Origin of the sequence: Streptomyces sp. NPDC001351 (assembly GCF_042896045.1) — a bacterium.
Taxonomy (GTDB): Bacteria; Actinomycetota; Actinomycetes; order Streptomycetales; family Streptomycetaceae; genus Streptomyces.
The window spans coordinates 802295-827875 of sequence record NZ_JBIAWS010000004.1 but is presented as its reverse complement, the minus strand read 5'-3'; the positions used below and the strand labels follow the sequence as shown (position 1 = coordinate 827875).

Annotated in this window: 23 protein-coding genes and 1 tRNA gene; 5 read left to right on the top strand and 19 right to left on the bottom strand. The window is 71.0% G+C overall.

Features of this window, described 5'->3' with window-relative positions; genetic code table 11:
- The first annotated feature begins 32 nt into the window (after window positions 1-32).
- Window positions 33-105 (top strand) — tRNA-Glu (locus ACFY1U_RS18725).
- Between the two features lie 69 nt (window positions 106-174).
- Here the strand turns inward: ACFY1U_RS18725 and ACFY1U_RS18720 are convergent.
- The 15 genes from ACFY1U_RS18720 to ACFY1U_RS18650 form a co-directional block, all read right to left on the bottom strand.
- Entirely contained in the window at window positions 175-1917 is a 1743-nt protein-coding gene (locus tag ACFY1U_RS18720; RefSeq protein ID WP_390695230.1) for an ABC transporter ATP-binding protein, read from the bottom strand.
- A 258-nt stretch (window positions 1918-2175) separates the two neighbouring features.
- Window positions 2176-2928 (bottom strand): aldo/keto reductase, encoded by a 753-nt coding sequence (locus ACFY1U_RS18715; protein ID WP_390695178.1) that lies wholly within the window; start codon window positions 2926-2928, stop codon window positions 2176-2178.
- Window positions 2929-2972: 44 nt separating this feature from the next.
- Window positions 2973-3662, bottom strand: coding sequence for a hypothetical protein (locus ACFY1U_RS18710; RefSeq protein WP_390695177.1), 690 nt, complete (start codon window positions 3660-3662; stop codon window positions 2973-2975).
- Window positions 3659-5032 carry a flavin-containing monooxygenase gene (locus ACFY1U_RS18705; protein WP_390695176.1) on the bottom strand — a complete coding sequence of 458 codons (1374 nt, stop codon included), beginning with the start codon at window positions 5030-5032 and terminating at the stop codon, window positions 3659-3661. The genes ACFY1U_RS18710 and ACFY1U_RS18705 overlap by 4 nt, the downstream gene beginning before the upstream one ends.
- On the bottom strand, window positions 5029-5754 hold the full coding sequence (locus ACFY1U_RS18700) for a hypothetical protein (RefSeq protein ID WP_390695175.1): 726 nt from the start codon (window positions 5752-5754) through the stop codon (window positions 5029-5031). The genes ACFY1U_RS18705 and ACFY1U_RS18700 overlap by 4 nt, the downstream gene beginning before the upstream one ends.
- Before the next feature lie 99 nt (window positions 5755-5853).
- The gene (locus ACFY1U_RS18695; protein ID WP_390695174.1) at window positions 5854-6399 is read right to left on the bottom strand and encodes an NUDIX hydrolase; all 546 of its coding nucleotides are present in this window, start codon (window positions 6397-6399) and stop codon (window positions 5854-5856) included.
- Window positions 6400-6401: 2 nt separating this feature from the next.
- Window positions 6402-7475 carry a pyruvate kinase gene (locus ACFY1U_RS18690; RefSeq protein WP_390695173.1) on the bottom strand — a complete coding sequence of 358 codons (1074 nt, stop codon included), beginning with the start codon at window positions 7473-7475 and terminating at the stop codon, window positions 6402-6404.
- A gap of 13 nt (window positions 7476-7488) precedes the next feature.
- On the bottom strand, window positions 7489-8547 hold the full coding sequence (locus ACFY1U_RS18685; RefSeq protein WP_390695172.1) for a pyruvate kinase: 1059 nt from the start codon (window positions 8545-8547) through the stop codon (window positions 7489-7491).
- A gap of 21 nt (window positions 8548-8568) precedes the next feature.
- Window positions 8569-10212 carry a carbamoyltransferase N-terminal domain-containing protein gene (locus tag ACFY1U_RS18680; protein WP_390695171.1) on the bottom strand — a complete coding sequence of 548 codons (1644 nt, stop codon included), beginning with the start codon at window positions 10210-10212 and terminating at the stop codon, window positions 8569-8571.
- Between the two features lie 24 nt (window positions 10213-10236).
- On the bottom strand, window positions 10237-10515 hold the full coding sequence (locus tag ACFY1U_RS18675) for a hypothetical protein (RefSeq protein ID WP_390695170.1): 279 nt from the start codon (window positions 10513-10515) through the stop codon (window positions 10237-10239).
- Between the two features lie 85 nt (window positions 10516-10600).
- Window positions 10601-11419, bottom strand: a complete 819-nt coding sequence (locus ACFY1U_RS18670; protein WP_390695169.1) for a hypothetical protein — start codon at window positions 11417-11419, stop codon at window positions 10601-10603.
- The gene (locus tag ACFY1U_RS18665; protein ID WP_390695168.1) at window positions 11406-12452 is read right to left on the bottom strand and encodes a phosphotransferase; all 1047 of its coding nucleotides are present in this window, start codon (window positions 12450-12452) and stop codon (window positions 11406-11408) included. Before ACFY1U_RS18665 ends, ACFY1U_RS18670 begins: the two co-directional genes overlap by 14 nt.
- 41 nt (window positions 12453-12493) lie before the next feature.
- Window positions 12494-13654 carry an acyl-CoA dehydrogenase family protein gene (locus ACFY1U_RS18660; protein ID WP_390695167.1) on the bottom strand — a complete coding sequence of 387 codons (1161 nt, stop codon included), beginning with the start codon at window positions 13652-13654 and terminating at the stop codon, window positions 12494-12496.
- Between the two features lie 71 nt (window positions 13655-13725).
- Window positions 13726-14718, bottom strand: a complete 993-nt coding sequence (locus ACFY1U_RS18655) for an aspartate carbamoyltransferase (protein WP_390695166.1) — start codon at window positions 14716-14718, stop codon at window positions 13726-13728.
- Window positions 14702-16090 (bottom strand): FAD-binding oxidoreductase, encoded by a 1389-nt coding sequence (locus ACFY1U_RS18650; RefSeq protein WP_390695165.1) that lies wholly within the window; start codon window positions 16088-16090, stop codon window positions 14702-14704. Before ACFY1U_RS18650 ends, ACFY1U_RS18655 begins: the two co-directional genes overlap by 17 nt.
- A 437-nt stretch (window positions 16091-16527) precedes the next feature.
- On the opposite strand from ACFY1U_RS18650, the gene ACFY1U_RS18645 reads away from it, so the two are divergent.
- Window positions 16528-18294 carry an FAD-dependent oxidoreductase gene (locus tag ACFY1U_RS18645; protein WP_390695164.1) on the top strand — a complete coding sequence of 589 codons (1767 nt, stop codon included), beginning with the start codon at window positions 16528-16530 and terminating at the stop codon, window positions 18292-18294.
- A 46-nt stretch (window positions 18295-18340) separates the two neighbouring features.
- Here ACFY1U_RS18645 and ACFY1U_RS18640 read toward each other — a convergent pair whose 3' ends face one another.
- Window positions 18341-18973: an O-methyltransferase gene (locus ACFY1U_RS18640; RefSeq protein WP_390695163.1), complete on the bottom strand. Its 633-nt coding sequence runs from the start codon at window positions 18971-18973 to the stop codon at window positions 18341-18343.
- A 166-nt stretch (window positions 18974-19139) separates the two neighbouring features.
- Between ACFY1U_RS18640 and ACFY1U_RS18635 the strand changes: the two genes are divergently transcribed.
- Window positions 19140-19667, top strand: a complete 528-nt coding sequence (locus ACFY1U_RS18635; protein ID WP_390695162.1) for a GNAT family N-acetyltransferase — start codon at window positions 19140-19142, stop codon at window positions 19665-19667.
- Here ACFY1U_RS18635 and ACFY1U_RS18630 read toward each other — a convergent pair.
- The 3 genes from ACFY1U_RS18630 to asnB are packed head-to-tail and all read right to left on the bottom strand — an operon-like array spanning window position 19649 to window position 24203.
- The gene (locus ACFY1U_RS18630; RefSeq protein ID WP_390695161.1) at window positions 19649-20944 is read right to left on the bottom strand and encodes an MFS transporter; all 1296 of its coding nucleotides are present in this window, start codon (window positions 20942-20944) and stop codon (window positions 19649-19651) included. The genes ACFY1U_RS18635 and ACFY1U_RS18630 overlap by 19 nt on opposite strands.
- Window positions 20941-22041 (bottom strand): diiron oxygenase, encoded by a 1101-nt coding sequence (locus ACFY1U_RS18625; protein WP_390695160.1) that lies wholly within the window; start codon window positions 22039-22041, stop codon window positions 20941-20943. The genes ACFY1U_RS18630 and ACFY1U_RS18625 overlap by 4 nt, the downstream gene beginning before the upstream one ends.
- Window positions 22038-24203 carry an asparagine synthase (glutamine-hydrolyzing) gene (gene asnB, locus ACFY1U_RS18620; RefSeq protein ID WP_390695159.1) on the bottom strand — a complete coding sequence of 722 codons (2166 nt, stop codon included), beginning with the start codon at window positions 24201-24203 and terminating at the stop codon, window positions 22038-22040. The genes ACFY1U_RS18625 and asnB overlap by 4 nt, the downstream gene beginning before the upstream one ends.
- A gap of 298 nt (window positions 24204-24501) precedes the next feature.
- Between asnB and ACFY1U_RS18615 the strand changes: the two genes are divergently transcribed.
- Both ACFY1U_RS18615 and ACFY1U_RS18610 read left to right on the top strand, forming a co-directional pair.
- The gene (locus ACFY1U_RS18615) at window positions 24502-25287 is read left to right on the top strand and encodes a hypothetical protein (protein ID WP_390695158.1); all 786 of its coding nucleotides are present in this window, start codon (window positions 24502-24504) and stop codon (window positions 25285-25287) included.
- Entirely contained in the window at window positions 25284-25568 is a 285-nt protein-coding gene (locus ACFY1U_RS18610) for a PqqD family protein (RefSeq protein ID WP_390695157.1), read from the top strand. Before ACFY1U_RS18615 ends, ACFY1U_RS18610 begins: the two co-directional genes overlap by 4 nt.
- Window positions 25569-25581: the final 13 nt, after the last annotated feature.

The window sequence follows — 25581 nt, the reverse complement described above, 5'->3', positions numbered from 1 at the left end:
GACGCGCCGAGAGGCGCCCAGGCGGGCCGATAGCCCTCATCGTCTAGCGGCCTAGGACGCCGCCCTTTCAAGGCGGTAGCACGGGTTCGAATCCCGTTGGGGGCACTGGTTTTTTTCTGCGTTTTAGCAGGTCAGGGCGGATTTTCATCCGCCCTTTTCCTTTGCCCGCCGTCCCTACCGAAGTGCCGACGAGGTCTCGGCGGACGCCGTGGCCAGGAACTGGGTCGCGGCCAGTTCCCCGTACAGCGGGTCGGCGGCGACGAGTTCCGCGTGGGTGCCCACCGCCCGGACCCGGCCCGCGTCCATCACCACGATGCGGTCGGCCATGGTCACCGTCGACAGGCGGTGCGCCACCACCAGGACCGTCACGTCCCGGGACACCTCGGCGACCACGTCACGCAGGGCCAGTTCGTTCACGGCGTCCAGCTGCGAGGTCGCCTCGTCGAGCAGCAGCAGCCGGGGCCTGCGCAGCAGTGCCCGGGCGATCGCCACGCGCTGCCGCTCCCCGCCGGACAGCTTCGAGCCGCGGTGACCGACGAGGGTCTCCAGCCCCTCCGGCAGCCCTGCCACCAGAGGCTCGAGCCGTGCGCGGACGACGACCTCGCGCAGCTCCTCCTCGGTGGCGTCCGGCGCCGCGAAGAGGAGGTTCTCGCGCAGGGTGCCCGACAGCACGGGTGCGTCCTGCTCCACGTATCCGATGGCGGCGCGCAGTTCGGCCAGCGGCCACTCGCGCACGTCCCGGCCGTCCACGAGGACACGGCCGCCGCCGGCCTCGTAGAACCGCTCGATCAGGCCGAACACCGTGGTCTTGCCCGCCCCCGAGGGCCCCACGAAGGCCGTCATGCCGGGTCCGGGCACCTCGAAGGTCACGCCGTGGTGGACGGGGGGCAGGTCCGCGCCGTAGCGGAAGGTCACGTCCTCGAAGGCCACCGTCGCGGGGGCCGGGCCCGGGCGTCCGGTCGGCTCCCCCTCGCCGGCGCCGTCGGTGTCCTCGGTCTCCAGCTGCTCGGCCCGGGTGATGCGGGCGACCGCCGCCGCCCCGACCTGGTACTGCTGGGCCGCCTCGACGAGCCTGCCGATCGGGTCGAACAGGTAGAAGAGGAACAGCAGAAAGGCCACCAGCGTGGAGACGGGGATCGCGCCCGAGGCGACCCGCGCCCCGCCGATGCCGAGCACCGCAAGGAACGAGACCTGCACCGAGAGCCCGATCGAACTCCACGTCAGCGCCTGCCACTTGGCCGACTTCACACCGTTGCGCCAGGCCTCCCGGGCCGCCTCGTCGAGCAGCGCCGTCTCGCGCGCCTCCGCGCCCGACGCCTTGACGGTGCGATAGGCGCCGAAGGCCCGCTCCAGCGCGGTCGACATGACGCCGACCGCCTCCTGGGAGCGTTCCGTGGCCTGCGAGATCTTCGGCATGACCAGGCCCATGGCGATACCGACGAGCACGATGACGCCGAGCGTGACGCCGAGCAGTACCAGATCCATCACGCCCATCAGCACGATGGTCGCGACGAAGGTCAGACCGCCGGTGAAGGCGGAGACCACCGCCTGGGTCGTCACCGCCTTCAGCAGGGTGGTGTCCGAAGTGATCCGGGACATCAGGTCACCCGGCTGCGCGCGCTCCACCTCCGCGAGGCGCAGCCGCAGCAGCCGCCCGACCAGGGTGCGCCGGGCCGCGAGCACGACGGACTCGGCGGTGCGCTCCAGCACGTAGGCGCCCACGGACTGCATCGCGGAGCCGAGCAGCACCAGTGCGGTGAGCAGGAGCAGCATCCCGGCGATGGAGCCGTCGCCGCCCAGCCGGTCCACGAGCGCCTTGGCCGCCAGTGGCTGCAGGAGGCCGGACACCGAGCCCAGCAGCGTGAGAAGGCCGCCCAGGGCGATGGCGCCGCGGTGCGGCCGGAAGTAGCGGTACAGGGCCCGCCAGGTCTCCCCGGCGGGAAGCCGCTCGGCCTTCGCCGCCTCCGCCGCCCGTCTCGCCTCTTCGTACTTCGCGTACTTGGCGTTCTTGGCGTTCTTGGCGTCCTCGGCGGCGGCGGGCGCCCTGTCCTTCTCCGGTTTCGCTGTGGTCGTCACGACATCGAATGAAGCACTGAAAGCGGCGGGGAGGGGGCGGATGAACAGATAACCGACAGATCCCTTTCCGTTTCGGGGAGTTGGGGACCCGGCCGGCCGTCAGGCGTGGTGACCGGCCACCTGTGCGGCCTCCACCAGCTGCCGGAGGTGGTCGACACGGGTCGTGCCGGGGATGACGGCGACATGGGGGCCGAGGTTCAGCAGCCGGCCGAGGACGGGGGCCGGTCCCCCGCCGACGAGCCGGCCCTTGCCCAGCGGGCGGTAGGCGACGTAGGGGATGCCCAGGCTGCGACAGTGGTCCAGGGCCGGATCGTGGCTCCGCGCGGGGTTCATCGGGTTCTGGACCGCGGCGATCGGGGTGAGAACGCGTGCCCCGTCGATCTCGTCGACCGTGACGCGGGACAGACCGATGCCGGCGATCTTCCCCTCGTCCCGCAGGTCGGTGAGGGTGCCCAGCTGGTCGGGGAGAGGCACTGCTGCGTCCAGCCGGTGCAGGTAGCACAGGGACAGGCGCTCGCACCCCAGTCGGCGCAATGACGCCTCGACGGCATGGCGCAGGTATGCCGGACGGCCCAGTGGCTCGTACACGCCGGGGCCGGGACGGACCAGTCCGACCTTCGTGGCCACGAGCAGTTCGTCCCCGTACGGGTGCAGGGCCCGGCGGATCAGCTCTTCGACGGTGTGGGGGCCGTACGCGTCGGCGGTGTCGATGTGCGTCACGCCGTGCTCGCCGACGGCCGTGCGCAGGAGCCGGACGGCTGCGGCGGGGTTCGGGGGCTCTCCCCAGTTGCCCGGGCCGGTCAGCCCCATCGTGCCCAGGCCGAGGCGGGAGACGGTCCTGCCGGCCAGCACGAGCGATCCACCGGGTGGGCCGTGTCGTGGCGCGCCCTGGGAGATCATCCGGCCGTGTCGTCCCGTGCGTGGAAGAGGCCGAGGAGCAGTGCGGCGATCTCGTCCTGGGAGAGCTCGTCGGTGGTCAGAACGATCCAGGACGGGTCGTCCGCGATCCGCTCGATGCAGAACGCGTCGAGCGCCGCGAGGCCTTCCGGGTTGGCCCGCAGATAGGAGTTCAGCCCGTGGGCATCGCCGTTTCGCCGGCCGGCCCGGCGTTCCCGTTCGGCCGGGGAGCAGGTCAGGTACGCCTGGACGGTGAACCGCGGCGCGCAGGTGGCCACCCATGCGTCGCTGAGGTAGCCCTCGCCGGGGTTGAAGTACTGGTTGTTGCAGTACTGCGTGAACCAGTGCCGGTCCTGTACGAGGGCCGGGCCGGCCGCCCCCGCCGCGTAGACGGAGTCCGTGGCGAGTTCGCTGTCGATGACCATCTGGGCGGACTTCATGACGTTGAACGGGCGAAGCAGGTCCGGATCGGGAAAGGGGCGGCCGGCGCTTTCGCCGACGGACGACTTCGCCCGCGACTGAAGGGCCTGCGTGCCGTCGGTGTCGCAGACGTGGCAGTGGCGCGAGTGGACCTCGGTGCCGCGGGCCCGCAGCAGTGTGGTGAGCCGGGCCGCCGTCGTCGTCTTGCCGGCGAAGTTGAGCCCTTCGAGGAGCACGCCCCTCAGCGTCGTCTGGCGCGAACTGTTCATCGTGCTCCTCGGGCCTTCTCTCCTCGGGCTTTCCCGGCGGCTGAGACCAGGTCCCGGCGCAGCCGTCGCAGAACCCTGGCGTAACGGGCGTGTTCGACCCGCAGTGACGCGTGGGGGCCGGGCGTTCCCGGCGGTTGGTAGCGGCGGGCCGCGTGGCCGGCCACCAGGCCGCGGGCGCGCTCGGCGGCGGCCCCGCCCTCCTGTGTGGCAGCGATGTAGGCGGCCACCGTGGCGGCCTGGTCGTCGAAGAGCCACCAGGCACCGCTGTCGGGCTGGATCATGCCGACGACGAAGAGGCCGTCGTGAACGGGGTGGAAGAGGTGCAGGGCCAGGTCCGGATACCGGCCGGAACCCCTCAGGGGCAGGTCGTCGGGCGACAGGAAGGGCAGGGAGGCGTTGAAGCCCGTGGCGTGGACGATGACGTCGACCTTCTCCTCGGAGCCGTCCGTGAAGCGGACCCGGTCACCGCGGAGTTCCGCCACGTCGGGCTTGGACACGACGGACCCGTGGGCGACGTGGTGCACCAGTTCCGAGTTGAGGATGAGCCGGCCGTCCATGATGCGCCCGGACGGCCGTGGCAGCCCGAATCTGGAGGGGTTGCCGAAGACGCACCAGATCGCGATCCGCCGGATCCACCGGTGGACGAAGCGCGGGGCCCGGACGCGTACGAACCACTCCATGACCTCGTCCATCGGCCGCCCCAGGAAGTACTTGGGCAGGTAGTGGCAGCCCTGCCGGACCGAGTTCAGGGTGCGGGCGGCGACCCGTGACGACTCCACCGCTATGTCGGTCCCGGAGTTTCCGGTTCCGACGATCAGCACGCGTTTGCCCTGGAGCACGCCGGGGGTCCGGTACTCGCTGGAGTGCAGGACCCGGCCGTCGAAGTGGCCGGGAAACCGGGCCGGCTTCGGGTCCCAGTGGTGTCCGGACGCGACGACGACACCCCGGTAGAGGCAGGTGCGGCCGTCCTCGAACGTCACCGACCAGGCCTCGCCCGCCCGCTGGACCCGGCTCACCGCGAGTCCGTGACGGATGTGCTCCGGCAGGCCGTTGGCGTGCGCGTAGTCGGTGAGATAGGCGAGCGCCTCACGGTGCCCCAGGAAGTCCTGCGCGGCCGCCGGCATCGGGAATCCACGGAAGGCGCTGAGCCGCTTGGAGGAGATCATGCAGGTGGACCGGTACACCACGCCGCCCGGTTCGCCGTAGCGCCAGATCCCGCCCAGGCCGGCCTGGCGCTCCACGATCTCGAAGGGCAGGCCCGCGTCGCGGAAGTTCTTCGCGGTGGCCAGGCCGGCGGGGCCGGCCCCGATGATGCACCAGCGGTCCGTGCGGTCGTCGTCGCCGCTCGGCCCGGTCAGCGGCGACCTCACCCCGTCGACCGCCGATCCGCCCCGGCCCCGGCCGCCACCGGCTCCGCGGGGCGGGCGGCCGGACGGGCGTCGAACCGCCGCACGACCGCGTCGGTCAGCTCCTGCGGCGAGAGCCGGTCGGACCGCAGCACCAGCCAGTGGGGACTGCCCTCGACGAGCCCGGCGGTGAACCGGTCGAGACCGGCGACTTCGTCGAGGTGCCGCCGCAGGAACGCGTTGAGCGGGTGCTTGGCACGGGCGCCGTCGCGTGTCGCGGCCCGACGGCGCCGGGTCTCGGCGTCGCAGGTCAGATAGACCTGCACGGTGAACCTCGGCACGCGGGAGGCGATCCATGCCTCGCTGAGATAGCCCTCGGCGGGCGTGAAGTACTGGTTGAAGGCGTACTGCGGAAGCCAGTAGCGGTCCTGTACGAGGATCTCGCCTGGGCCGGGTCCCAGCTCCCCGAACAGCTCGGTGTCCAGGACCAGTTGCGCCGAGCGCCGGCTGTTGAAACGACGCCAGGTCCTCGGGTGGCGGAACTCGTGGTGCTCGGCGCCTTCGAAGACCGTCAGCGCCTCGTCCAGCAGCGACCGCACGAGCGGGTCCCGGGTCAGGGTTCCGTGCGAGGAGCGCACCGTCAGTCCGCGGCGCCGCAGGACGTCCGCGACGCCTCGTGCCAACGTGCTCTTGCCGCTGTACTCGTGACCCTCTATGAGAATGCCGGGCACGGGCGGTCTGTCCATGTCGTCTCGTCTTCTCCAGCGTGGATCTCGGATGGGATCGCCCCGGCAGAGCCTGAGCGCTCCGCGGGGCAGCAAGGGGCCGTCGATCGTCTGCGGCGCTCAGGCGCCCCGGGGGGACTCGCGCAGCTCACGGGCGAGGTCGCGGGCCGTTGCCGCCAGGACCTCGTGGTCGAGTGGGAACATCGGGCAGGGCGGCATGTCCGCGATGGCGAACCAGGCCGCGGGCTGTCCGATCTCCGGGGCCAGGGGTGCCGCGGGGTCGGCCACGAAGGCGTAGGCCAGCCCGTAGACCCGTTCGGGGCGCTCCCGGTTGCCGAGCACCGCCACCGGATCGGGCCGCAGCGGGCGCGGGTCGGTTCCGGTCTCCTCCGCCACCTCGCGGCGGGCGCCGTCCGGCGGTGACTCCCCCTCCTCCAGGCGTCCGCCCGGGCTCAGCCAGCCGAACCGTGGGTGGTCGACGAGAAGCGTCTGCCGGAAGTCGTGGGAGAAGACCCAGCCGGCGACGATCACGTCGCGGTCGGGTCCCGGACCGCCGCTCGCGGCGCATGCCAGCAGGCCGCGGGCGCCGTACGGGTCACGCTGCGCGGACATGGCCGCGGCGGCCAGGTGCGGGGCCACCCGGGGCAGTCGGATGTGGCGGCCCACGGTCACTCTCCCCGAGCGTGCGCGGCGGCCGCGCGGGCGGGGAAGAGCGGCGGGACGTCGCCGGCTCCGGTGTACCGCTCACGCAGGTCGCGCAGCAGCTCGACGGTGCGCACCGGGGCCGTCCCGGCGGCCGTCTCGTCGGCGAGCATCAGTCCGGCCGTACCCGACCTCAGCAGCTCGCTGACGTAGGCGAGTTCGGACCGGTGCGGCAGCCAGCCGGCGGACAGGCTGGTCAGCAGCTGGGTGCCGACGATGAGGGGACACCCCGCCTCGGCCGTGCCCGTACGTACGCTCTCGCAGAGGTCGGAGAACTCGAGCGGGCCGGAGTCGAGCAGCAGGTCCCCCCGGCCCAGCAGGACCGCGTCGGCGCACTCGGCGATCTCCCGCACGGCGGCCGCCCCGGCTCGCGTCTCCACCTTGGCGATCAACGGCGGGACGTCGTGGCCGGCGGCGGAGGCCGCCATGATGTCCCGGGCCTCGCGCACGCCGTCCGCCGACTCGACGAAGGAGATGATCACAGCGCTGAAGACCGATCCGGGGAGCGTCGCCAGCGCGGCCCGGTCCTTGTCGGTGAGCCCGGACGCCGGGACGCTCCTGCCCGGCAGGGCCACCCCCCGGCGTTTGCCGAGGAACCCGTCGGTCAGGGGGATGGTGACGCAGTGGTCCGCTTCGACCCGCTCCACCCGGAGGGCGTCCTCGCCGTCGCCGATGAGGAGGATGTCCCCGGGGCCGACCCGCCCGGAGATGTCCGCTCCGGTGAGCCCGAGGACGGGCACCTCTCGGTGGACGTCGGAGGGCACGGGTGCGAAATGCACCCGTACCCGCGAGATCCCCTTCAGGGAGAACTGGTCGTCGTTGGTGAAGCGGGTCTTGGCGCCCGGCAGGTCGAGCAGCAGGTCGGGGGCCCGGCCGAGGCCGGCGGCGACCGAGGACACGTCGGCCGCCAGCTCGGCCAGGGAGGCGACCGACGCCTTCGACGCCGGGAACCGGAAGGAGTCCGCCCCCGCCTTGACGACCTGTTCGAGGATCAGGGGGTCCTGGGTGGCGGGACCGAGGGTGACGACGATTCTGGACATGGGGCCTTCCTGCTCACTGGGGAATACGGCTCGGGAAGAGCGGTGCCGGCGCGGCGCCCGACCCGTACCGCTCGATCAGGGCGGTGACGAGTTCGACGGTGCGCAGCGGCGCGCTGCCCACCGTGGTCTCGGTCGCCAGCAGCAGACCGTCCACCTCCTTCTCGACCAGGTGCGAGAGGTAGGCCAGTTCGGACCGGTTGGGCAGCCAGCCGTCGGACAGGCTCGGGATGAGCTGGGTGCCGACGATGATCGGACGCCCGGCCTTCTGGGTCTCCTTCATGACCTTCTTGCCGAGGTCGTAGAAGTCCAGTTCGCCCACGTCGAGCAGCAGATCGCCGCGCCCCAGCAGCACACCGTCCGCCGCGCGCGCCACCTCGGCGGCCCGCTCGGCGCCGGCCCGGGTCTCGATCTTCGCGACGACCGCGGGGGCCGGACGGCCGTCGGCCGGTGCCTCTCCGACCAGGGAGCGCACCTCCTCCACCACGTCCGGGCCCTCCACGAAGGAGACGATGACCCCGGAGAAGACGCTGTCGGTGAGGCCCTTCAGCGCGGTGGTCTCGGCCTCGCCCAGCGCCTGGTACGCCTGGGGTTTGCCGTGCAGACTGATGCCCTTCTGCCGTCCCACGTCCCCTTCGGTGAGCGGGCGGGTCAGGCAGCCGTCGGCGGTGCAGGACTCGACGCGCAGCGCGTTCTCCCCGTCGCCCAGCACCAGGACGTCACCGGGCTCGATGTACGGCGCGATCGCCATGCCGGTCGTACCGATCTCCGGGACGGGCAGGTCCCGCCGGGCCGGTGCGGGACCGAACAGGACGCGCAGGCGTTCCACGCCGGCCAGCGGGAACCAGTCCTCGTTGGTCAGCCGGGTCTTGGCGCCCGGAAGGTCGAGGAGCAGGTCGAGGGGCCGGCCGAGCGCGGCCCCGGTCTCGGCCGCCCGCCTCGCCTGTGCGGCCAGTTCGTCCGCCGAGAACTTCGACGCCGAGAAGCGGAGGGCCGACACTCCCCGGGCGACCGCGTCGTGCAGGGTCTGCGGGGCGAGAAGGGCAGGGCCCATGGTGGCGATCAGACTCGTCATGTGTTCGTCCTTGCCGGGCCGTCAGTCGGCACGCGTGAAGAGTCGTCCGTCGGACCAGATGAGGCGGACACGGCCCCATTCCATGGCCGAACGGACGTCGGGGAAGAATCCGCAGCCCTTGAGGTTCGCGCTGGTGTTGCACAGCAGCGGGATTCCGCTCAGCTCCTGGTAGTGCGTGAGGAGGTCGTGGACGGCCTCGTTCTCGGAGCGGCTCACGGTCTGCAGGCGGGCGGTGCCGTCGAGGTGGCACACCGCCGGGACCCGGTGCTTCCAGGAGTCGCGCACCGCGTGGTCGAACAGCATGTACGGGTCCGGGGTTCCCGGGGAGAAGATCTCAGGGGCGAACTCCTCCAGGCAGATCGGGGCGACGGGCCGGTAGAACTCGCGGTCCTTGACCTCGTTCAGCAGGTCCTTCATCTTCTCCGAGCCGGCGGGGGCGAGGATGCTGCGGTTGCCCAGCGCCCTCGGACCGATCTCGGCCCGTCCGTTGAGAAAGACCACCGGTTCGTCGTTCTCGTGCATCAGCCGGGCGAGGTCACGCAGGTCGCAGGTCTCCTCGCGCCAGCCGGGCAGCGGGGTGGAGTCCTTCAGGGCCGGCCCCGAGTACACGTCCCAGTCGAGCGCGATCCGTTCGGTCCGGGTGAGCATGGCGGCGCAGGCGGTTCCGATGGCGCTGCCGGAGTCGTTGGGGAAGGGCGGCACCCACACGGTGTCGAAGACTCCGCTGTCCCGCAGGGCGCTGTTCCACTTGATGTTGAGTCCGCAGCCGCCGACGACCACGAGGTTGCGGTCGGGGAGGTCCGCCGCGGCCACCTTCTCCCGGACACCGTCGACCAGCCTCCGGCTCAGGGCGTGGTGGAGGGAGGCGAGCATGTCCGCCGGCTCCACCCCGGGCAGGGCCACGTTCTTCTTGATCCTCCTCAGGATCTCCACGCCGTTGCCCACCTGGTAGAACCGGTCGTCGTCCGGCCGGTCGCCCAGCACCTCGTGGAAGGCTGCGTCGATGGTCCGGTCGATGTGCTCGACGGCTTCCGGCCTGACCTCCCCCAGGGCGATGTAGGCCATGATCTTGCCCGCGAGACCGAGGATGTGCGGGTACTCGATCGGTTCGTCGAACGGCGGGAAGAGCTGTCCCAGTTGCAGGTAGGAGTCGCCGATCACCGGCATGAGCGGGCCGCAGCCGGTCACCTTCCGGCTCTGTCCGTCCACGTGGTAGAGGAAGGGGAACATCCAGCCGTCCCAGGCGAGGACGTAGGAGCCCTGTCCCGCGCGGGCGAACGGACTGGCGCAGTAGCCGGACGCGACATGGCCGGCGTAGTGGGTGAAGCTCAGGTACGGCAGGTCCTGGACGGAGTTCGGGTAGGCGCGCAGCAGATCGTCGTCGAGCAGGCCGCGCCGGTAGGGGGCGAGGACCGCCTCGAACTCCTGGCCGTGCCATGACTGGATCTTGTGGGTCTTGTACCAGCCGTCCAGGACGAAGTGGTCGATGTCCTCGGGCCGGTAGCCGTGTTCCGCCAGCAGCTCGAAGACCGTGGAGAAGTCCTTGATCTTCGCGTAGCGCTGGTTGTTGCCGAGCTTCTCCATCTCCGTGGAGAAGACGAGGCGGCCGTCCTCCACGAGGGCGACGCCCCCGTCGTGCGTCGTCTTGACGCCGCAGATCAGCATCGGTCGTCTCCTTCCGTTTCCTGGTCAGTCCTGCACACGGCGGGCTCGGAAGTCGATGACGAAACTCTCGACGTCCTCGTGGTCGCGGAGGATGTCCCGGGTGATCTCGATGCGTTCGGGGAACCGCGAGCGCACCCGCACCAGCGGCTGTTCGATGCGGTTGAGACCGATGACCTTGTTGTCCGGTTCGATCTGGAAGATGAAGTCGTCGGCCCAGTCCAGGTGGGCGAAGAGCGGAATGTAACGCTCCATCCGTTCGACGGCCTCCTCGCGGCTGTAGCCGATGAACTCGATGGCGGGCATGGCGTCTCCTTGAGGGCGGTGCACGGGGCACACGACGGGGTGAAGGGCAGGGGCGGCGCCCCGGCCCGGTTGCGGAATCCGGGATTCAGGCCACGGTGGCGGAGCGGGCGGACGGGTCCGGGAGCGACGGGCAGCGACGCAGGACCCCGGCGTGGATCCGGTCCGCCTCCCGCAGGGCGGCCCGGATCGCGTCGGCGCCGCCCGCCGCGCACGGCCCCAGCCTCAGCAGGCGCAGGACGCGTGCCGTGTCGTCCGCGCCGATGGTCTCCTTGTGCAGGCGGAGCAGCCGCGGATGCCAGTGGCGCCTCGGGTTGGTCTCACCGGCCGTGGCGAGCAGGGCGGCGAGGAGTTCGGCCCCGCATTCGCTCAGCATCCACCCGGCGTCCTCGACGTCCTCGTTCTCGAGCAGGCTCTCGGCCTGACGGCGCCGGGCGGCGAAGCGCCGCAGGTGGATCGAGGCGACGTACAGATGCAGCTGATCGAGCCCCAGCCGCTCCCGCCAGACGCGGGCCTCCGAGGCGCCGGCCAGGACGTCCCCGCGGCGCAGATCGTGCAGCAGCTTGCGGGTCCCGAGGTCGAGGTGGGGGAAGTGCGCCCGTACGGCGGGCACCCGCAGGGCCAGGGCGAGGTGATCGACGGTCTCGGCGATCGCGGACAGCTCCTGGCTGGTCCAGAAACCCAGCCTGACCGGGTCGCCGCCGGCGACGCTGTAGGTGCCCCACCGCATGGCGCCGACCGTGGCCGTGACGCCCCCGGGCGGCTGCCCCGGGCCGATGAGCAGCAGCTGGGGCGGCGCCCAGGGATCACGCCCGTCGAAGGCGGGACCGACCGCGAGCAGGACGTCCGAAGGACGGACGAGGGGTACGAGGTGCCGGGCCAGCAGTTTCGGGTCATCGCTGCGCATGGCCGCTCCCCACCCGTGCCGCCTCGCGCCGCGCCGTGACGTCCGTACCGATGCCGAGCGTCCGCAGGGCGCGGGCGGCCGGTTCCGCGCGGAGCCGGGCGAGCCCGGCCGTGGCGAAGCCCAGGCTGAGGCGGAAGACGGATCGTCCCAAAGGCTCGTGCGGGGGCCGCTCGAACACCCACGGCCTGCCGACGTCGTCGGGCGTCCACGAGGCGAGGTGGGGCACAAGCTTCTCCGGGACGAGGGAGAGTCCGCTCAGGCCGTAGCGCAACAGGGCCAGGCAGCCCAGCAGTTCGAGCCGGGCCGTCTCCTCCTCGGTGGGAGGACGGCCGAAGTAGCGCACCAGGAAGGCGTCGGCCGCCCTCGGCGGGAGGCCGAGCGAGTCGAGGGCCGTGGCCACGTCGAAAAGGGGATCGCCGAGGCCGACGTGATCGAAGTCGATCAGCCAGCCGCGCCGGCCGTCGAAGAGCATGTTGCCCGGATTGAGGTCGTTGTGGCACAGGGTCTGCGGCACGGCGAGGCCGCGCAGACCGCCGCGGAGCGCGTCGAACGCGCACAGTGCCTCACCGAAGAGCGCGAGCCTGGGAAACCGTTCCGTGAGCCGCAGCACGGTGTCGTTGGCGGCCCGGCGCTTGTCGGCGTACAGCCGGCTGGGGTCGTCCCACGCGAGGGAGTGCAGCCGTGCCAGCAGGTCCGCCACGGACAAGGCCTGCCACCGGGCGGCCGGGCGCACCGGGTGGCCGTCCACCCGGTCCATCACCAGGACGCCCGTCTCGGCGTCGGCGTTCCGGACGGCCGGGCCGATGCCCTGCTCGCCGAGCAGCCGGGCGGCCCGGAACTCGGTGCGGACGGCCTCGCGTTCGCAGACGCCGGCGTCGATGAGCCGTACCACGTACCGGTCCGGGAGGTCCGGCCAGCTCAGGGCATGGGCCTGTGCCCACGCCGTGGGGGTTTCGGGGAAGGGCTCGACGAGGGGTGGCACGCCTGGGTTCAGGACGTGCCCGATCGCTGCCAGTCTGCGGTCCTGGGACACGGGTTTCCTTCGTTCGTGAGGCGCGGGAGGTCGGCTGCGGTTCAGACGAACGCGGCTCCTGGTTCGTCACCGAGGAGGAGCTGGCCGCTCCATTCGAGGATGCGGTGCTGTCCCACGACGTGCTGGCACGCCGTGGTGCTGTCGCGGACCGCCCGGTCCAGGGGCGTCCTCGAACGATGGGTGGCGTCGCCGCCCACCAGGTCGTAGAGCGTGTGGGCGATGGTGCGGGCGCTGCGGAAGGCGTGGTACCGGGCCAGGGCGGCGTCGGCGCGCTCCTTCTGCGTCGGCCGGCCTCCGGCGACGAGGCGTTCCCACACGGCTTCGACGGTCGCGTGGACGGCGGAGCGTGCCACGGTGAGCCGCATCTCGCACTCGGCCAGGACGGCCTGGACGTGGCGGGACGACCGCCACGGCACGCCGGGTCCCTCGAATCGCCGGTCGACGAGGCCGTGGACGTGGTCGATGGCGGCGCGGGCCAGACCGAGCGGGACACCCGGCATCTTCCTGACGACGGTGTCCGGGCGCCGGTACATCGGTTCGTCACGGCGGGGCTCGTCGAAGGAGAAGGTGTGCTCGGCGGGGACGAAGAGCTGCTCGGCCCGGTAGTCGCAACTGCCCGTACCCGCGAGGCCGGTGGTGTGCCAGGTGTCCTCGACGGCATAGCGGGCGGAAGGCGCCAGCACGATCCTGGTGACCGGATTCCCGGCCTCGTCCAGCAGCGGTACGCCGTCGCGGTGGACGGTGCAGCCACCGGCGATGACGTCCGCGTGGGTGCAACCGCTGCCGAACCGCCAGTGCCCGTCCACGAGGTAGCCGCCGGCCGTCTCGTGGGCCACTCCGGCCGGGGCGATCCACCCCGCGGTGACGAGGTCGAGGCGGGGGTAGAGTTCCGCGGCCGCACCGGGAGTCAGATGCCCGGCGTAGATGCCCGAGTCCATTCCGATCATGACGCACCATCCGACGGCGGCGTCGGCGGCCGACACCTCCTCGATGAGCGTGATCTGCTCCATCGACGTCAGCTGGGGCCCGCCCCACTCGGCGGGCATCGTCGCCCGGAAGACGCCGCATCGGCGAAGGTCCTCCACCAGGTCGCGGGGCAGACGGCGGGCGTTCTCGATCTCCTCGGAGCGCGCGGTGATACGCGGCGCCAGAGCCCGCACCCGGCGCAGGATCTCGTCGAAGCCGATCGTCTCGTCGTCCACGGCTGCTTCCGGTTCTGCGACTGCGACTGCTCGGGGCGACGCCGGTCCGGTCATGTCCGTCCTCGAAGTCCTCACCTGCGCATCACCAACTGTGTGAGTACGGCCATCCGCAGGTACATGGAGTCCCTGACCTGTTCGAAGTACAGGCCGCCCGGCGTTCCGTCCACGTCCGGGTGCAGTTCGTCCTTGCGCGGCCCCGGGTGCAGGACCAGCGCCCTGGATCCGACGGCGCGCATCTTGGCGGCGGTGATCCGGTAGGGCTCCGGGGTCACGTAGACGTGTGAACTCAGCGCGGACGGCTGGGTCTCCAGGGACGGGACGTCGATCGGCATCATCTCGACGACGTCCGCCTCGGCGAGCAGCTCGGTGACGTCGGAGCGGAACTCGTACGGCGTGCCGGACTCCTCCAGGACCGCCGCGAGGTCGGCCGGCAGCGTGGTGTGGATGACCGCGTCGAGGCCCGCCATGATCAGGGGTGCCGCGGGCGGGACCAGGAACAGCAGCCGCTTCACCGGAAGGCGCGCGAGCAGGTGCACCAGTGAGCGCAGCACCCTGGTGCCGGGGTCGCCGACCAGGGCGACCACGGCTCCGTCCAGACCGCCCAGACGGCGCGTCATGGTCCAGATGTCGCTGAGTGCCTGCGTGGGGTGCTCGTTGGAGCCGTCACCACCGTTGACGACGGGGCAGACGGCGGCCTGTGCGGCCCTGCGGGCGGCGCCGGTGACGTAGTGCCGCAGCACCAGGGCGTCGCTGAGCTCGGAGACGACCCTGGCCGTGTCCTCCAGGCTCTCGCCGATGTAGTCGACGGAACGCGAAGTGCTCGGGTCGGCGAATCCCGTCACACGCGCGCCCAGGCGGAGCGCGGCCGCCTCGAAACCGAGCCGGGTACGGGTGCTGGGCTGGAAGAACAGGGTGGCGACGATCGCGCCGTCGAGGAGGGTCTGCGCGTGCTTCGGGGGCGTCTCGCGCAGCCGTGCGGCCTCGGCGAGCAGTCGCCTCACATGGGCGGTGGACAGGTCGGCGGTGGCGACGAGGTGACGGGGAAAGTCATCGGTGAGCTGCATAGCGTCCCCCGGATATCAGGTGGTGGGGGTCGAGGAGGTCCTTGAGCCGGGCGAGCAGCTCCTCCACCTCCGGTTCGTCGCGCAGCTTGGCAGCCGCGTCCGCGTGGTCGATGTCGAGGCGGTACGGCAGGAAACCGGCCCCCGCGAACCGGTCGTGCAGTGCGTCGAGGAGCGCCTGGGCACGCCGTGAGGTGGCGGTGTCCCGGGGGAAGCGGATGGACACGACCATGTCGACCCAACCCCCGGGCATCAGGTTGAAGGTGTGGCCGACGACCATCCCGCTGCCCAGTTGCAGGGCCGCCGTGGCCAGCAGCTCGGCCGCCCTGCCCAGCGCCGCGCCGTTCAGCGGGAGAACAGGGGTGAAGAACAGCCAGCCTGCCGTCCCACGGAGTTCGGTCTCCCGGACGGGAACCCGGAAGATGTCCTCGACCATGGCGTCGTTGGCGGTCGGATCACCGGCGTAGGCACGCAGGGTGGCGTGTTCGGCGATCGTCGTCCCGTGGTCGCCGGGCCCGTGGACGCGGGGCGGTGCGAACACCTTGGCCCGGGCCGCCCGTTCGGTGAGCACGTCGACCGCCGAGTCGACCATGCGCGCGGCACCGCCGATGTGCACGTAGGCGAAGTAGCCGGCGTCGGACGTCCCGCCGTAGGCGGCGGCCGCTTGCGAGCTGAAGACCTTGATCACTCCGGACGCCAGCCGGTCCGCCCGCACCCCGGCCAGCAACCGGGCCGCCGCCGGGAGGTCGGTGGCGGCGAAGGCCAGCCGCACCACGCGGAAGGTCTCGGGGCGGGGCATCAGACGTACGGCCGCCGCGGTGACCACTCCCATGCCCGACTGGACGAACAGTTCCGCGAGGCCGGGACCGACCTGGTGGGCGTAGGGGGCCGGCGCGACCCGGGGTCCCGGCCAGCGGCCGACGTGCACCACCCTGCCGTCGGCCAGGACCACTTCGAGCCCCAGGACGTCCTCGGTGCGCTGCCGGTGCAGGCCGACACCGCGGTCCAGCGCGTTGCCGACGACGCTGGTGTGGGAGGACGAGGCGGTGACGTTGAGCAGGTAGGGGCTGCCCTCGAGCCGCTCGGCCAGCATGCCCTGGGTGACGCCGGGTTCGACGACCGCGATGCCGTTGTCCAGGTCGAGTTCCCGGATGGCCGCAAGGCCCCGCAGTTCCATCAGGACGGCACCGTCGTCGGCCGGCTGGTCCGCGCCGAAGCCCCAGTTGAGACCTGTGCTGCAGGGCTGCACCCGGACGGCGCCCGGCCCGCGGTCGTCCGCGGCGAGGCTGCGCAGCAGCGAGCGGACCTCGTCGACGGAGGTGGGTGAGAGGACGACATGGGCGCCTCGGTCACGGAATGCGCCACTACCCGCCATGTTGTCCTGCCGCCGCGGGGTGACCACACGGCACCGGTCCGGCCCGGCTGCCGACAGGCATCTCGCCAGAACCTCTTCATCCAATCCGCGCTGAATTAATGAGGAGTGGACGCGCATGATCTCAGCGTCCATTACGAGGTGTGGAAAGTGGCATGGGAACGTCCTTCTGTATTTCTTCAGCGAGTTCCGACCGCTCTCGAACATAGCGGCTGACAGGTGAATGCGGAACTGAACGTCCTGTCGACGGGACACCGGTGCACCCCCGCTCGGGGCAGGTTGCCTGCTCCCGCTGCCCGCTGCCACGCTGGGCCCGCGCCGAGAGCGCGACTATTTCCGGGGTCGTTCGCACGGAAAGGCATGTGCGCGGAATGACGCCGACGCTGTTTTTCAGATGCGCAGCACATCAACACGTTTCGACGTTTCGACGGGAGTGGCGCATGCGAAGTGACGGGGATTTCGACACGGACGTCCTGGTCGTGGGCGGCGGTCCGGCCGGCGGCGCCGCCGCGCTGGCGCTGGCCACCTACGGCGTGGACACGGTGGTCATCGGCAAGCACGGCTGGGTCGCCGACAGCCCCCGCGCCCACATCACCAATCAGCGGACCATGGAGGTGCTGCGGGACCTCGGCGTCGAGGAGGAGGCCCTGTCGGTGGGCACCCCCCAACACCTGATGGGTGAGAGCGTCTTCTGCACCAGCCTCGCCGGTGAGGAGATAGCCCGCATTCGCACCTGGGGCACGGAGGACGAGCGGCTGACGGAGTACGCGGCCGCAAGCCCGTGCCCGATGCTCGATCTGCCGCAGCCGTACCTGGAGCCCGTGCTGATCGGCAACGCCGCCCGGCGTGGCGCGAAGGTCCGCTTCGACACCGAGTTCCTCGGCCTGGAGCAGGACGTGGACGGCGTCACCGCGCTGCTGCGCGACCGGCTGCGGGGGGACGAGTTCACTCTGCGCGCCCGCTACCTGATCGGCGCGGACGGTGGCCGCAGCCGGGTCGCACAGCAGATCGGCCTCCCCTTCGTCGGCGAGGAGGGCAAGGCGGGCAGCATGAACATCGTCTTCGAGGCCGACCTCACCCGCTACGTGCAGCACCGGCCCGGCGTCCTGTACTGGGTGGTCCGCCCCGGCGAGGGAATCGGCGGCATCGGCATGGGCGCCCTGCGCATGGTCCGGCCCTGGAGCAGGTGGATGGCGGTGTGGGGATACGACATCAACGGCCCGGAGCCGGTCCTCGACCACGCGGAGGCCGAGCGGATCGTGACCGGTCTTCTCGGCGACCCGGACATCGACGTCCGGATCGAGTCGACCTCGCTGTGGACCGTCAACGACATGTATGCGAAGGCCTATTCGGCCGGCCGGGTCTTCTGCGCCGGTGACGCGGTGCACCGGCACCCGCCGTCCAACGGCCTCGGTTCGAACACCTCGGTCCAGGACTCCTACAACCTGGCGTGGAAACTGGCACTCGTCCTGCGCGGCCAGGCCGGTCCGGGGCTCCTGGAGACCTACAGCGCCGAACGGGCCCCGGTCGGCGAGCAGGTCGTCGCCCGTGCCAATCGCAGCACGGGCGAGTTCGTCCCGCTCTTCGAGGCGCTGGGTCTGGGTGACGGCCTGGTGTCCGGCGACGCCGCGGCCGGTGTGCGCCGCGGCCGGCTGCCGAGCGCCGAGGGCGCCCGGCGCAGACGGGAACTGGCCGAGGCCATGCAGCTCAAGCACTACGAGTTCAGCGCGCACGGCGTGGAGATGAACCAGCGTTACGTCTCATCGGCAGTGGTGCCCGACGCGGGCCCCGCCGAGGAGTGGCGCCGCGACCGCGACCTGTACGCGCAGCCGTCCATCCGGCCGGGCGCCAAACTGCCCCACGCGTGGCTCGTCGACACCACGGGGCATCGTCTCTCCACCCTGGACCTCGTCGGAGGCGGGGGTTTCACCGTGGTGACGGGACTGGCGGGCGGGCCCTGGGCCGAGGCCGCGCGGGTGTGCGCGGCTGAGTTCGGCATCCCGTTGAAGGTGGTCCGGATCGACGAGGACGGCGCCCGTGACGTCTACGGCTCCTGGCAGCGGGTGACCGAGGGCCTCGACGAGCGCGGCTGTCTGCTGGTCCGGCCCGACTGCGTCATCGCCTGGCGCTGTTCGACACCCGTGGACGATCCCGCCGAGGCGATCTCCGGGCTTCGCGAGACCCTCAGGACGGTGCTGCACCGATGACGTCGCGCGGCCCCGCGGTGGGAGGGCGGGGCCGGGAGGCAGGGCGTCACGGCCTGCGGCGCGCGATGGTCATCCCGTCGGCGATCGGCAGCATGACGACATCGACGCGGTCGTCCTTGGCGAGCCTGTCGTTGAAATCGACGATGGCGTCGTCGACCTCACTGGACGGATTGAGCACCCGCCCCTTGCGGAAGACATTGTCGAATACCAGGAGACCGCCGGGCCGGGTACGGACGACGAGTTCACTGAAGTAGTCCCAGTACCCGGTCTTCTCCGCGTCCACGAAAGAGAAATCCACCTGAGCGGTATTCGGCAGGGAGCGCAGCGTCTCGATCGCCGGTGCTATGCGCAGTTCGATGCGGTCCTCGACGCCGGCGGCCTGCCACGCCTCCCGGGCGAGGGGGGTCCAGGTGTCGTCGACGTCGCAGCACAGCAACCTGCCGCCCGGCCGCAGGCCACGGGCTATCGCGAGCGCCGACATACCGGTGAACGTGCCGACCTCGACCGCGTTCTGCACACCCAGCGTCTGCACCAGCAGGGTCAGGAACGGGCTCTGCTCGGGAGCTGTCTGCCAGTGGGCGACGTCCGCGAACTCCTTGGTCCGCTCGGCCAGGCGCTCCTGGACGGCGTCGGGTCCGGTGCTGTGCGCCAGCATGTACGCGTGAAGTTCTGCCGGCATCAGAAGAGTGCTTTGCCTCATGGCTGTGGGCCTCTCTCGAAATGATTTGGCCGTCGATTTCGGGCGTCGCGACAACACTGTCATGTCACATTCCGCGGGGCCAGATCAAGAGTTCGACGGAAAAGCGGCCTCCTTGCCGAATGAAATGAATGTTAATCTCCTCGGCATGCTCAGACTCATAGAGCCCACCACACGTTTGAGGACCTCCTGGACCGAGGCCCGGCAGGAGTGGGGCCCGGACGCTCATCAGGACGGCAGCGGACTGCGGCTGGCGGGGCCGGATCTCGACACCGCGGCGGGCTTCGGGGAGTGGGTGGAGCGCCTGCGGGCGCAGTCGGACCGCTCCCTGCCCATGCCGGAGGGCAGCGTGCACGCGACGCACCTGTGGATCGTCGAGGACTCCACCTATCTGGGGGCGATCGACGTACGGCACTATCTGAACGCCTTCCTGCTGGAGGGCGGAGGCAACATCGGCTACAGCGTCCGCCCTTCGGCCCGCCGGCAAGGACACGCCACCTGGGCCCTCGGCGCCGTCCTCCCCGAGGCGCGCCGACTGGGCCTGGACCGAACCCTGTTGACCTGCGACGACGGCAACACGGCCTCCGCCCGCACGATAGAGGCGAACGGAGGCGTCCTGGAGGACGTCCGCACCACCCCGATCGGGGTGAAACGGCGTTACTGGATCACGCTTTGAGTCCGTGTCCGGGCCGCCTCCTGAGACAGGTCCCGTCGCTCGCGGATTCCGCTCGTCAGAAGGATGACCGGCCCCACGAAGGCGCACGCGCACACGATCCAGAGCGCCGGACGCAGTCCCGCGGTCGCCGCCACCAGGCCGCTGAGGGCCGCGCCCACCGGGGACGCCCCCCACGAGACGAAGCGCACGGTCGCCATCACCCGGGCCAGCAGCTCCGGCGGTGACTCCGTCTGACGGTGCGTCCGGGTCACGATGCTGCCGACCACGACACCGCCGTTGAAGCCGGCGTTGCCGGCCACGAAGAAGAAGGCGCTGCCGAACCCCACCGTCAGCGGCATGGCCAGGGCCAGTACGGCGCCGGTCAGTGAGGCCAGGACCAGGACGCGCGCGGTGCCGAAGCGGGCGGCGAGCCGGGCGGCGGCGAAGGAGCCCACCAGAGCGCCGACCCCGTCGGCGGCGATCAGAAGCCCCACCATGAAGGGCGTCAGATGCGCCTCGCGGACCAGATAGGTGGGCGTCAGCGCCACCAGAGCGCCGCACACGAAGTTCGTGGCGGTCGCCCACCACATGCACGGCCTCAGCACGGGGTGGCGGACGACGAACTCCCACCCCTCGCGGATCTGCCGGCGAAACCCCGCCCGGGCGGACGAGGGAGCCGTGGGGCGCGGCAACTCGGGCAGGGTGCGCAGGGTCAGAGCCGAGACGAGATAGCTCACGGCGTCGACGCACAGGGCCCCCACCGGCCCGGACAGCTGGACCAGCAGACCCCCGAGCGAGGGGCCGCCCGTCTGGGTCACGGCGAGGGTGCCCGACAGCAGACCGTTGCGTGCGATCAGGTCCTTCTTGTCGACGACGGCCGGCAGGAAGGCGGCGTTGCCGACGTCGAAGACGACCGTCGCGAGCCCGACGGTCAGAGCCGCCACGACGAGGTGTGCGTAGGTCAGGTGTCCCAGCCACCACGCGAGGGGGATGGAGGCGAGCGCGACAAGCCGTATGAGGTCGGTGGCCACCTGGAGCCCGCGCAGCGGATACCGCTGGACGATGACGCCCGCGGGGAGCCCGAGGATCAGCCATCCGACCTGCCCGGCGGCGGCCAGCAGACCGACCTGGGCCACCGACGCGTCGAGAACGGTCACGGCCACCAGCGGCAGAGCCACCAGGGTGACGGCCGAGCCGACCCCGCTCACGGTCGTCGCTGTCCAAAAACGCCAGAACGATGAGAACGACGAGAACGACGAGGACGACCGCGTCGTCCTCCCGGTGAGCGCAGCGGTCATGACCGCGTCCCTTCCAGTGGGTCGGTGTCCGGTTCCGCCTCACGCGCGAGCAGCCCCGCTGCCGTGAAGGCGTACCGCGTGCGGCTGTCGTCGAGGGCCCCGACCTCGGTGAAGTACCGGACGGCGGGTGCCGCCGACTGCGCGATGGAGAGCGTCAGTTCGTGCTCCGGCCAGGATTCGGTGACGGCCTGGACGATCTCGTCGTCCGAGAGTCCGACGGCCGCGAGCCGGGTCGCCACCTGCGTGTGGTCGGGGGTGAGGAACGCCTGGATGATCGCCGGCACATGGGGTCCGACGGCGCGTCGCTCGCGGAGGGTCAGCGCCGGCCACAGATGCCGGAGCACCGAGCGGAAGTAGACGTGGTGGCGTCCCTCGTCCTCGGCGTGGTCACGGACCAGTTCGCGCACGGGACGGGGCAGCCTCTCGTCCCGTGGGAGGTCCGACAGGATGCCGGAGATCAGGGTCTCGCTGACGATCGAGAAGACCAGCGCCTCCAGCCCCGCGACCTCCGGGGGCAGTTGGGCGGCGATCTCGTCCAGCCGCCGTACGAACGCCGGGACTCCGCCTCCTCCCCAGGGCACCCCGGTGACGCGTTCGAGCTCCTGGGTGAAGTCGTAGGAGAACTGCGCGTGCCACGCCTCGTCGGTGACGATCTTGAAGGCGTCGGCCTGCATCTGCCGCGGCAGGATGAGACCGGAGGCGCCGCGGGCGATCTTCGCCGCTACCGGGATGACCGCGAGGTTCTCCAGTTCGGTGGTGAAGTCGAGGTAGTCGTACAGCCGCTGCAGCAGCAGCATCCGCACGGTGGCCGGCCCCCGCGCGACCACGAGGGGATGGGACACCACGGGATACAGCTCGGGCGGGAAGTAGAGGTCGGCCGGATCCACCGGACGGCGCTGCGGCTTGCGGCGCACGCCGGCCAGGTCGTCCCACCGGCCGAAGCGGCTGGCGTAGGTGCTCAGCACCGGTCTGGCCGCCGCCGTGCCCGGCACCAGCTGCTCGCGCGCCAGTCGCTGGTAGGGGCCGCCCGGGGCAGCCGGCAGCCGGGACACGTTCGCGCCCTCCGCCTGCAGCGCCGCGCGGCTGGCCCCGCTCATGACGCCCAGCCGAGCAGTCGCTGGCCGAGGAGCTCGTCCAACTCGGGGCGGACCTCGTCCAGATCCGCTCCGGCGGCCTCCAGGGCGCCGCCGAGCGACGCCGAGCCCTCCAGCCGGCGCAGGACCCGCAGGACCGGCGAGTCGTCCTCGAAGACGTACTCGATCTGCCCCTCCCGGAGCAGGAACCAGGCGCCCGCGTCGTCGGTGAGCAGGGTGGCGTCACCGGCGAGCCTGAGGACACCGTCCCCGTCGAAGTCACGGCCCACGGCGAACAGTTCGCCGGCGTCCGCCACCGGGCCGCCCAGCGAGGACAGGACCGTGCCCGCCGAAAGGTCGCCGAGCCGGGGCGGTTTCGCCGCCATGTCGGCCAGCAGCCCCGTGTTGACGACCCGCAGCAGGATCTCGACCTGCGGGTTGTCCGTGTCGCCGTCGCCCAGGGCGTCGAGCCTGCGCCGTACGGCATCCGCGTCGAGGAAGACGTCCGCACCCGGGGCCGAGAGCGCACGTTCCACGAGATGGCAGTCGTCTGCGCGCAGCAGGCGGACGAGCATGCGATAGGCGTGCCGGGTACCCGTGCCGTAGAAGAAGGGTCCCTTGGGGCGCTGGGCGATCCTTTCGGGCATGCGCGAGGTCATGGCGTCGCGCAGGATGCGCTTGTCCCACAGCAGACGCGGCCGCAGCCGGTCCGGAACGGTGGCGACGAGCTCGACCAGCCGGTGGTCGAGGAAGGGCACCCGGGCCTCGATGCCGCTCCCGGCGGCCGTCCGGTCCTCGTGCCACACGTTGTACTGCTGCACCTTGCGGTACTCGGACTCGACATACGCCCGGTACACGTCCTCGCCCCGGCGCTCGCTGCCCCCCTCCAGCGCGGACAGCGCGATCAGCGACTCGCCGCCGGTCCACCAGCGGGCCAGTGCGGGATCGCGCTCCAGCCGCGTCTCGCGGTCGAGGTAGGCCAGGCCGTCCAGGAAGGACTGCCAGTCGCCCTCGCCGAGGACGTCGCGCGAGTACCCGCCGTTGAACTCGTCGCTGGCCGCGCCCAGCAGCATCCCGCGCAGCTCCGGCCGCTCCTGACGCGCGAACCGGTGCAGCTCGTGCTTGTAATAGGCCTCGGGGCCGCACAGCGGTGTCTCGGTGAGCCACAGCAGCCGCAGCCATTCCTCGGGCGACGGCGCGTGGTCGCGTGGGAACACCACCTGGTGGTTGGGCACACCGAGCTCGCGCGCGATCCACTGAGCGTTCTCGGCGTCGCCGTTGTCGTGGGTACCGCCGGTCAGGGCGGTGAAGGTGTGCAGGGTGTCGAGGCGCTCAGCGGCGAGCGCCAGGACCGAGCCGGAGTCGATCCCGCCGGAGAGGAACAGTCCGAGTTCCGTGTCGGCGGTGGCACATTCCGCCACCGACGCCTCGAGCAGTTCACCGTAGCGGCCGATCAGGGCCTCGGCGTCGGCGTCCTCGTCCGGTTCGGCCGGGAGCTCCCAGTAGCGGTGCTCGGTGGTCCGGCCGTCGCGCAGGTCGATGCGCAGGACCGTGGCGGCCGGGACGCTCTCGACGCCCTCGAACCATGTGCACATGTCGGGCTCCGCGAAACGCGGCGAAGCCGGCAGCATCGCCACCGACAGGGAGCGCGCCCAGTCGAAGCCCCGGGGAGTGGCCGGGTCGGCGAACAGGCCCTTGATCTCCGAGGACAGCACGATGCGCCGGCCGTCGCGCTGGTAGTAGAGGGGTTTGACACCGAATCGGTCCCGGGCGAGGATCAATTGGCCGTTGGCCCGGTCCCACAGAATGACACCGAACATGCCGCGCACGTCACGCAGGAAGTCCATTCCGCGCTGCCGGTAGAGGTGGAGCAGCACCTCGCAGTCCGATCCCGTGCGGAGACGGACACCGCCCGGCAGGCCGGCGGCCAGTTCCCTGTGGTTGTACACCTCGCCGTTGGCGATGAGCACCAGGGAGCCGTCGTCACTGACCAGCGGCTGGCCGCCGCCCGCCGGGTCCACGAGGGAAAGCCGGGTGAAAGCCATGCCGACGGGTCCGTCACGCATCAGCTCCCGGTCGTCGGGACCTCGGTGGTCCAGGATCTCCGCCATCTCATGGAGCACGGAGTCCGTCTCCGGCCCCAGCTCCCGGCCGTCGAGCCGGGCTACGCACGCAATGCCGCACATCGAATCTCCTCAGCCTGTCGGCGCGTTCGGGGAACGCCGAAAACAAATGTGGGTGGGCGATCCCTCGAAGGGATCGCCCACCCACAGGTAGAATCAGGTGTTGCTCTTCAGGACCGAGCTCTGCTTGACGCTCTTCGCAGACGGCTTGATGTACTTCTTCATGGGGAACTCCTCCGCTTGGTGGGCCTTCCGGTGAGCACCGGTTGTGTTGATAAAACTAGTCACCCGACTTTTCGATCCGTTATCGATCGGACTTCGCCGACTGCGCCCCTCATTGACGAATCGGGAGAGGCCGAAAATGCAGCAGATCAGCACCGAGGAATGGCTTGAGCCACTGCGCCGGAGGGAATTGATACCGGAGGACTGTCTGGCGGCGGTCGTCGTGGGATCAGCCGCTCGGGGATGGAACAACGCGCGCAGCGACAACGATGTGTACGTCATCACCACACGCGCATGGGACACCCCCACCAGCAGGCCGATCCCGATGCCCCTGGATCCGCCCGGCGTGCAGAGCGAGACGTTCCACGAGGACGGCCGGCGCTGGGAGGTGACGTACTGGCTCGACAGCCAGATCGACCAACTGCTCGCCAAGGTCTCCTGGGAGGCGTACGAGCGCGATCTGGCCGGAGAGGCGCTGACGCCCCGCGAGGAGGTCTCGCTGGGGCGCATGGCCAACTGTCTGACGCTGCTGGGTCAGCACTGGGTGGAGGGGTGCCGGAGGCGTCTCGCGGACTCCGCCTTCAAGTCCTTCCTGGTCGTCCGGTCGCTGAACCTCGCGGACGACGCGGTCGAGGACGCTCTGGGCCAACTGGAGGACGGAAATCCGGAGAGCGCGACCATCTCCGCACGGCGGGCCTTCGGCCACGCCGTGGACGCGCTCCTCGAGAGCCACGGCGAGTTCGGCAGTCACATGCCCAAGTGGCGGCCCACCCGCCTGCGTGTGGTGGCGCCCGAGTTCCTCAGCTTCGAGCGGTACTGGTCCCTGGAGACCATGCGGAGCTACGACGCCGCCGACCCGAAACCCTGGATCAGGGAAGTCCTCGGCCTGTGCCAGGACATCTCCCTGCGAGTGGAGACGCCGTGAGCGAGGACGCCCCGCCCATCGCCCCTCGTGACGTGCCCCGCCGTGTGCTCGGCATCCGGGTCCGCCGTTCGGGCGAGGACCTGCTGCTCGGTTTCGCCGACCAGGCCCTGCTGCTCGACGGTTCCGCGGCACTCGTCTACGCGAACGTCGACGGCACCCGCAGCGTCGGTGACGTCGCGCGGGTGCTGGTGGATCAGTACGGCATCGACGAGGAGGAGGCCCTCGCCGATGTGACCGCGTTCCTGGCCGACCTGACCGCCCGGAACATCATCGAGTGGTAGCCGGACGGCAAGG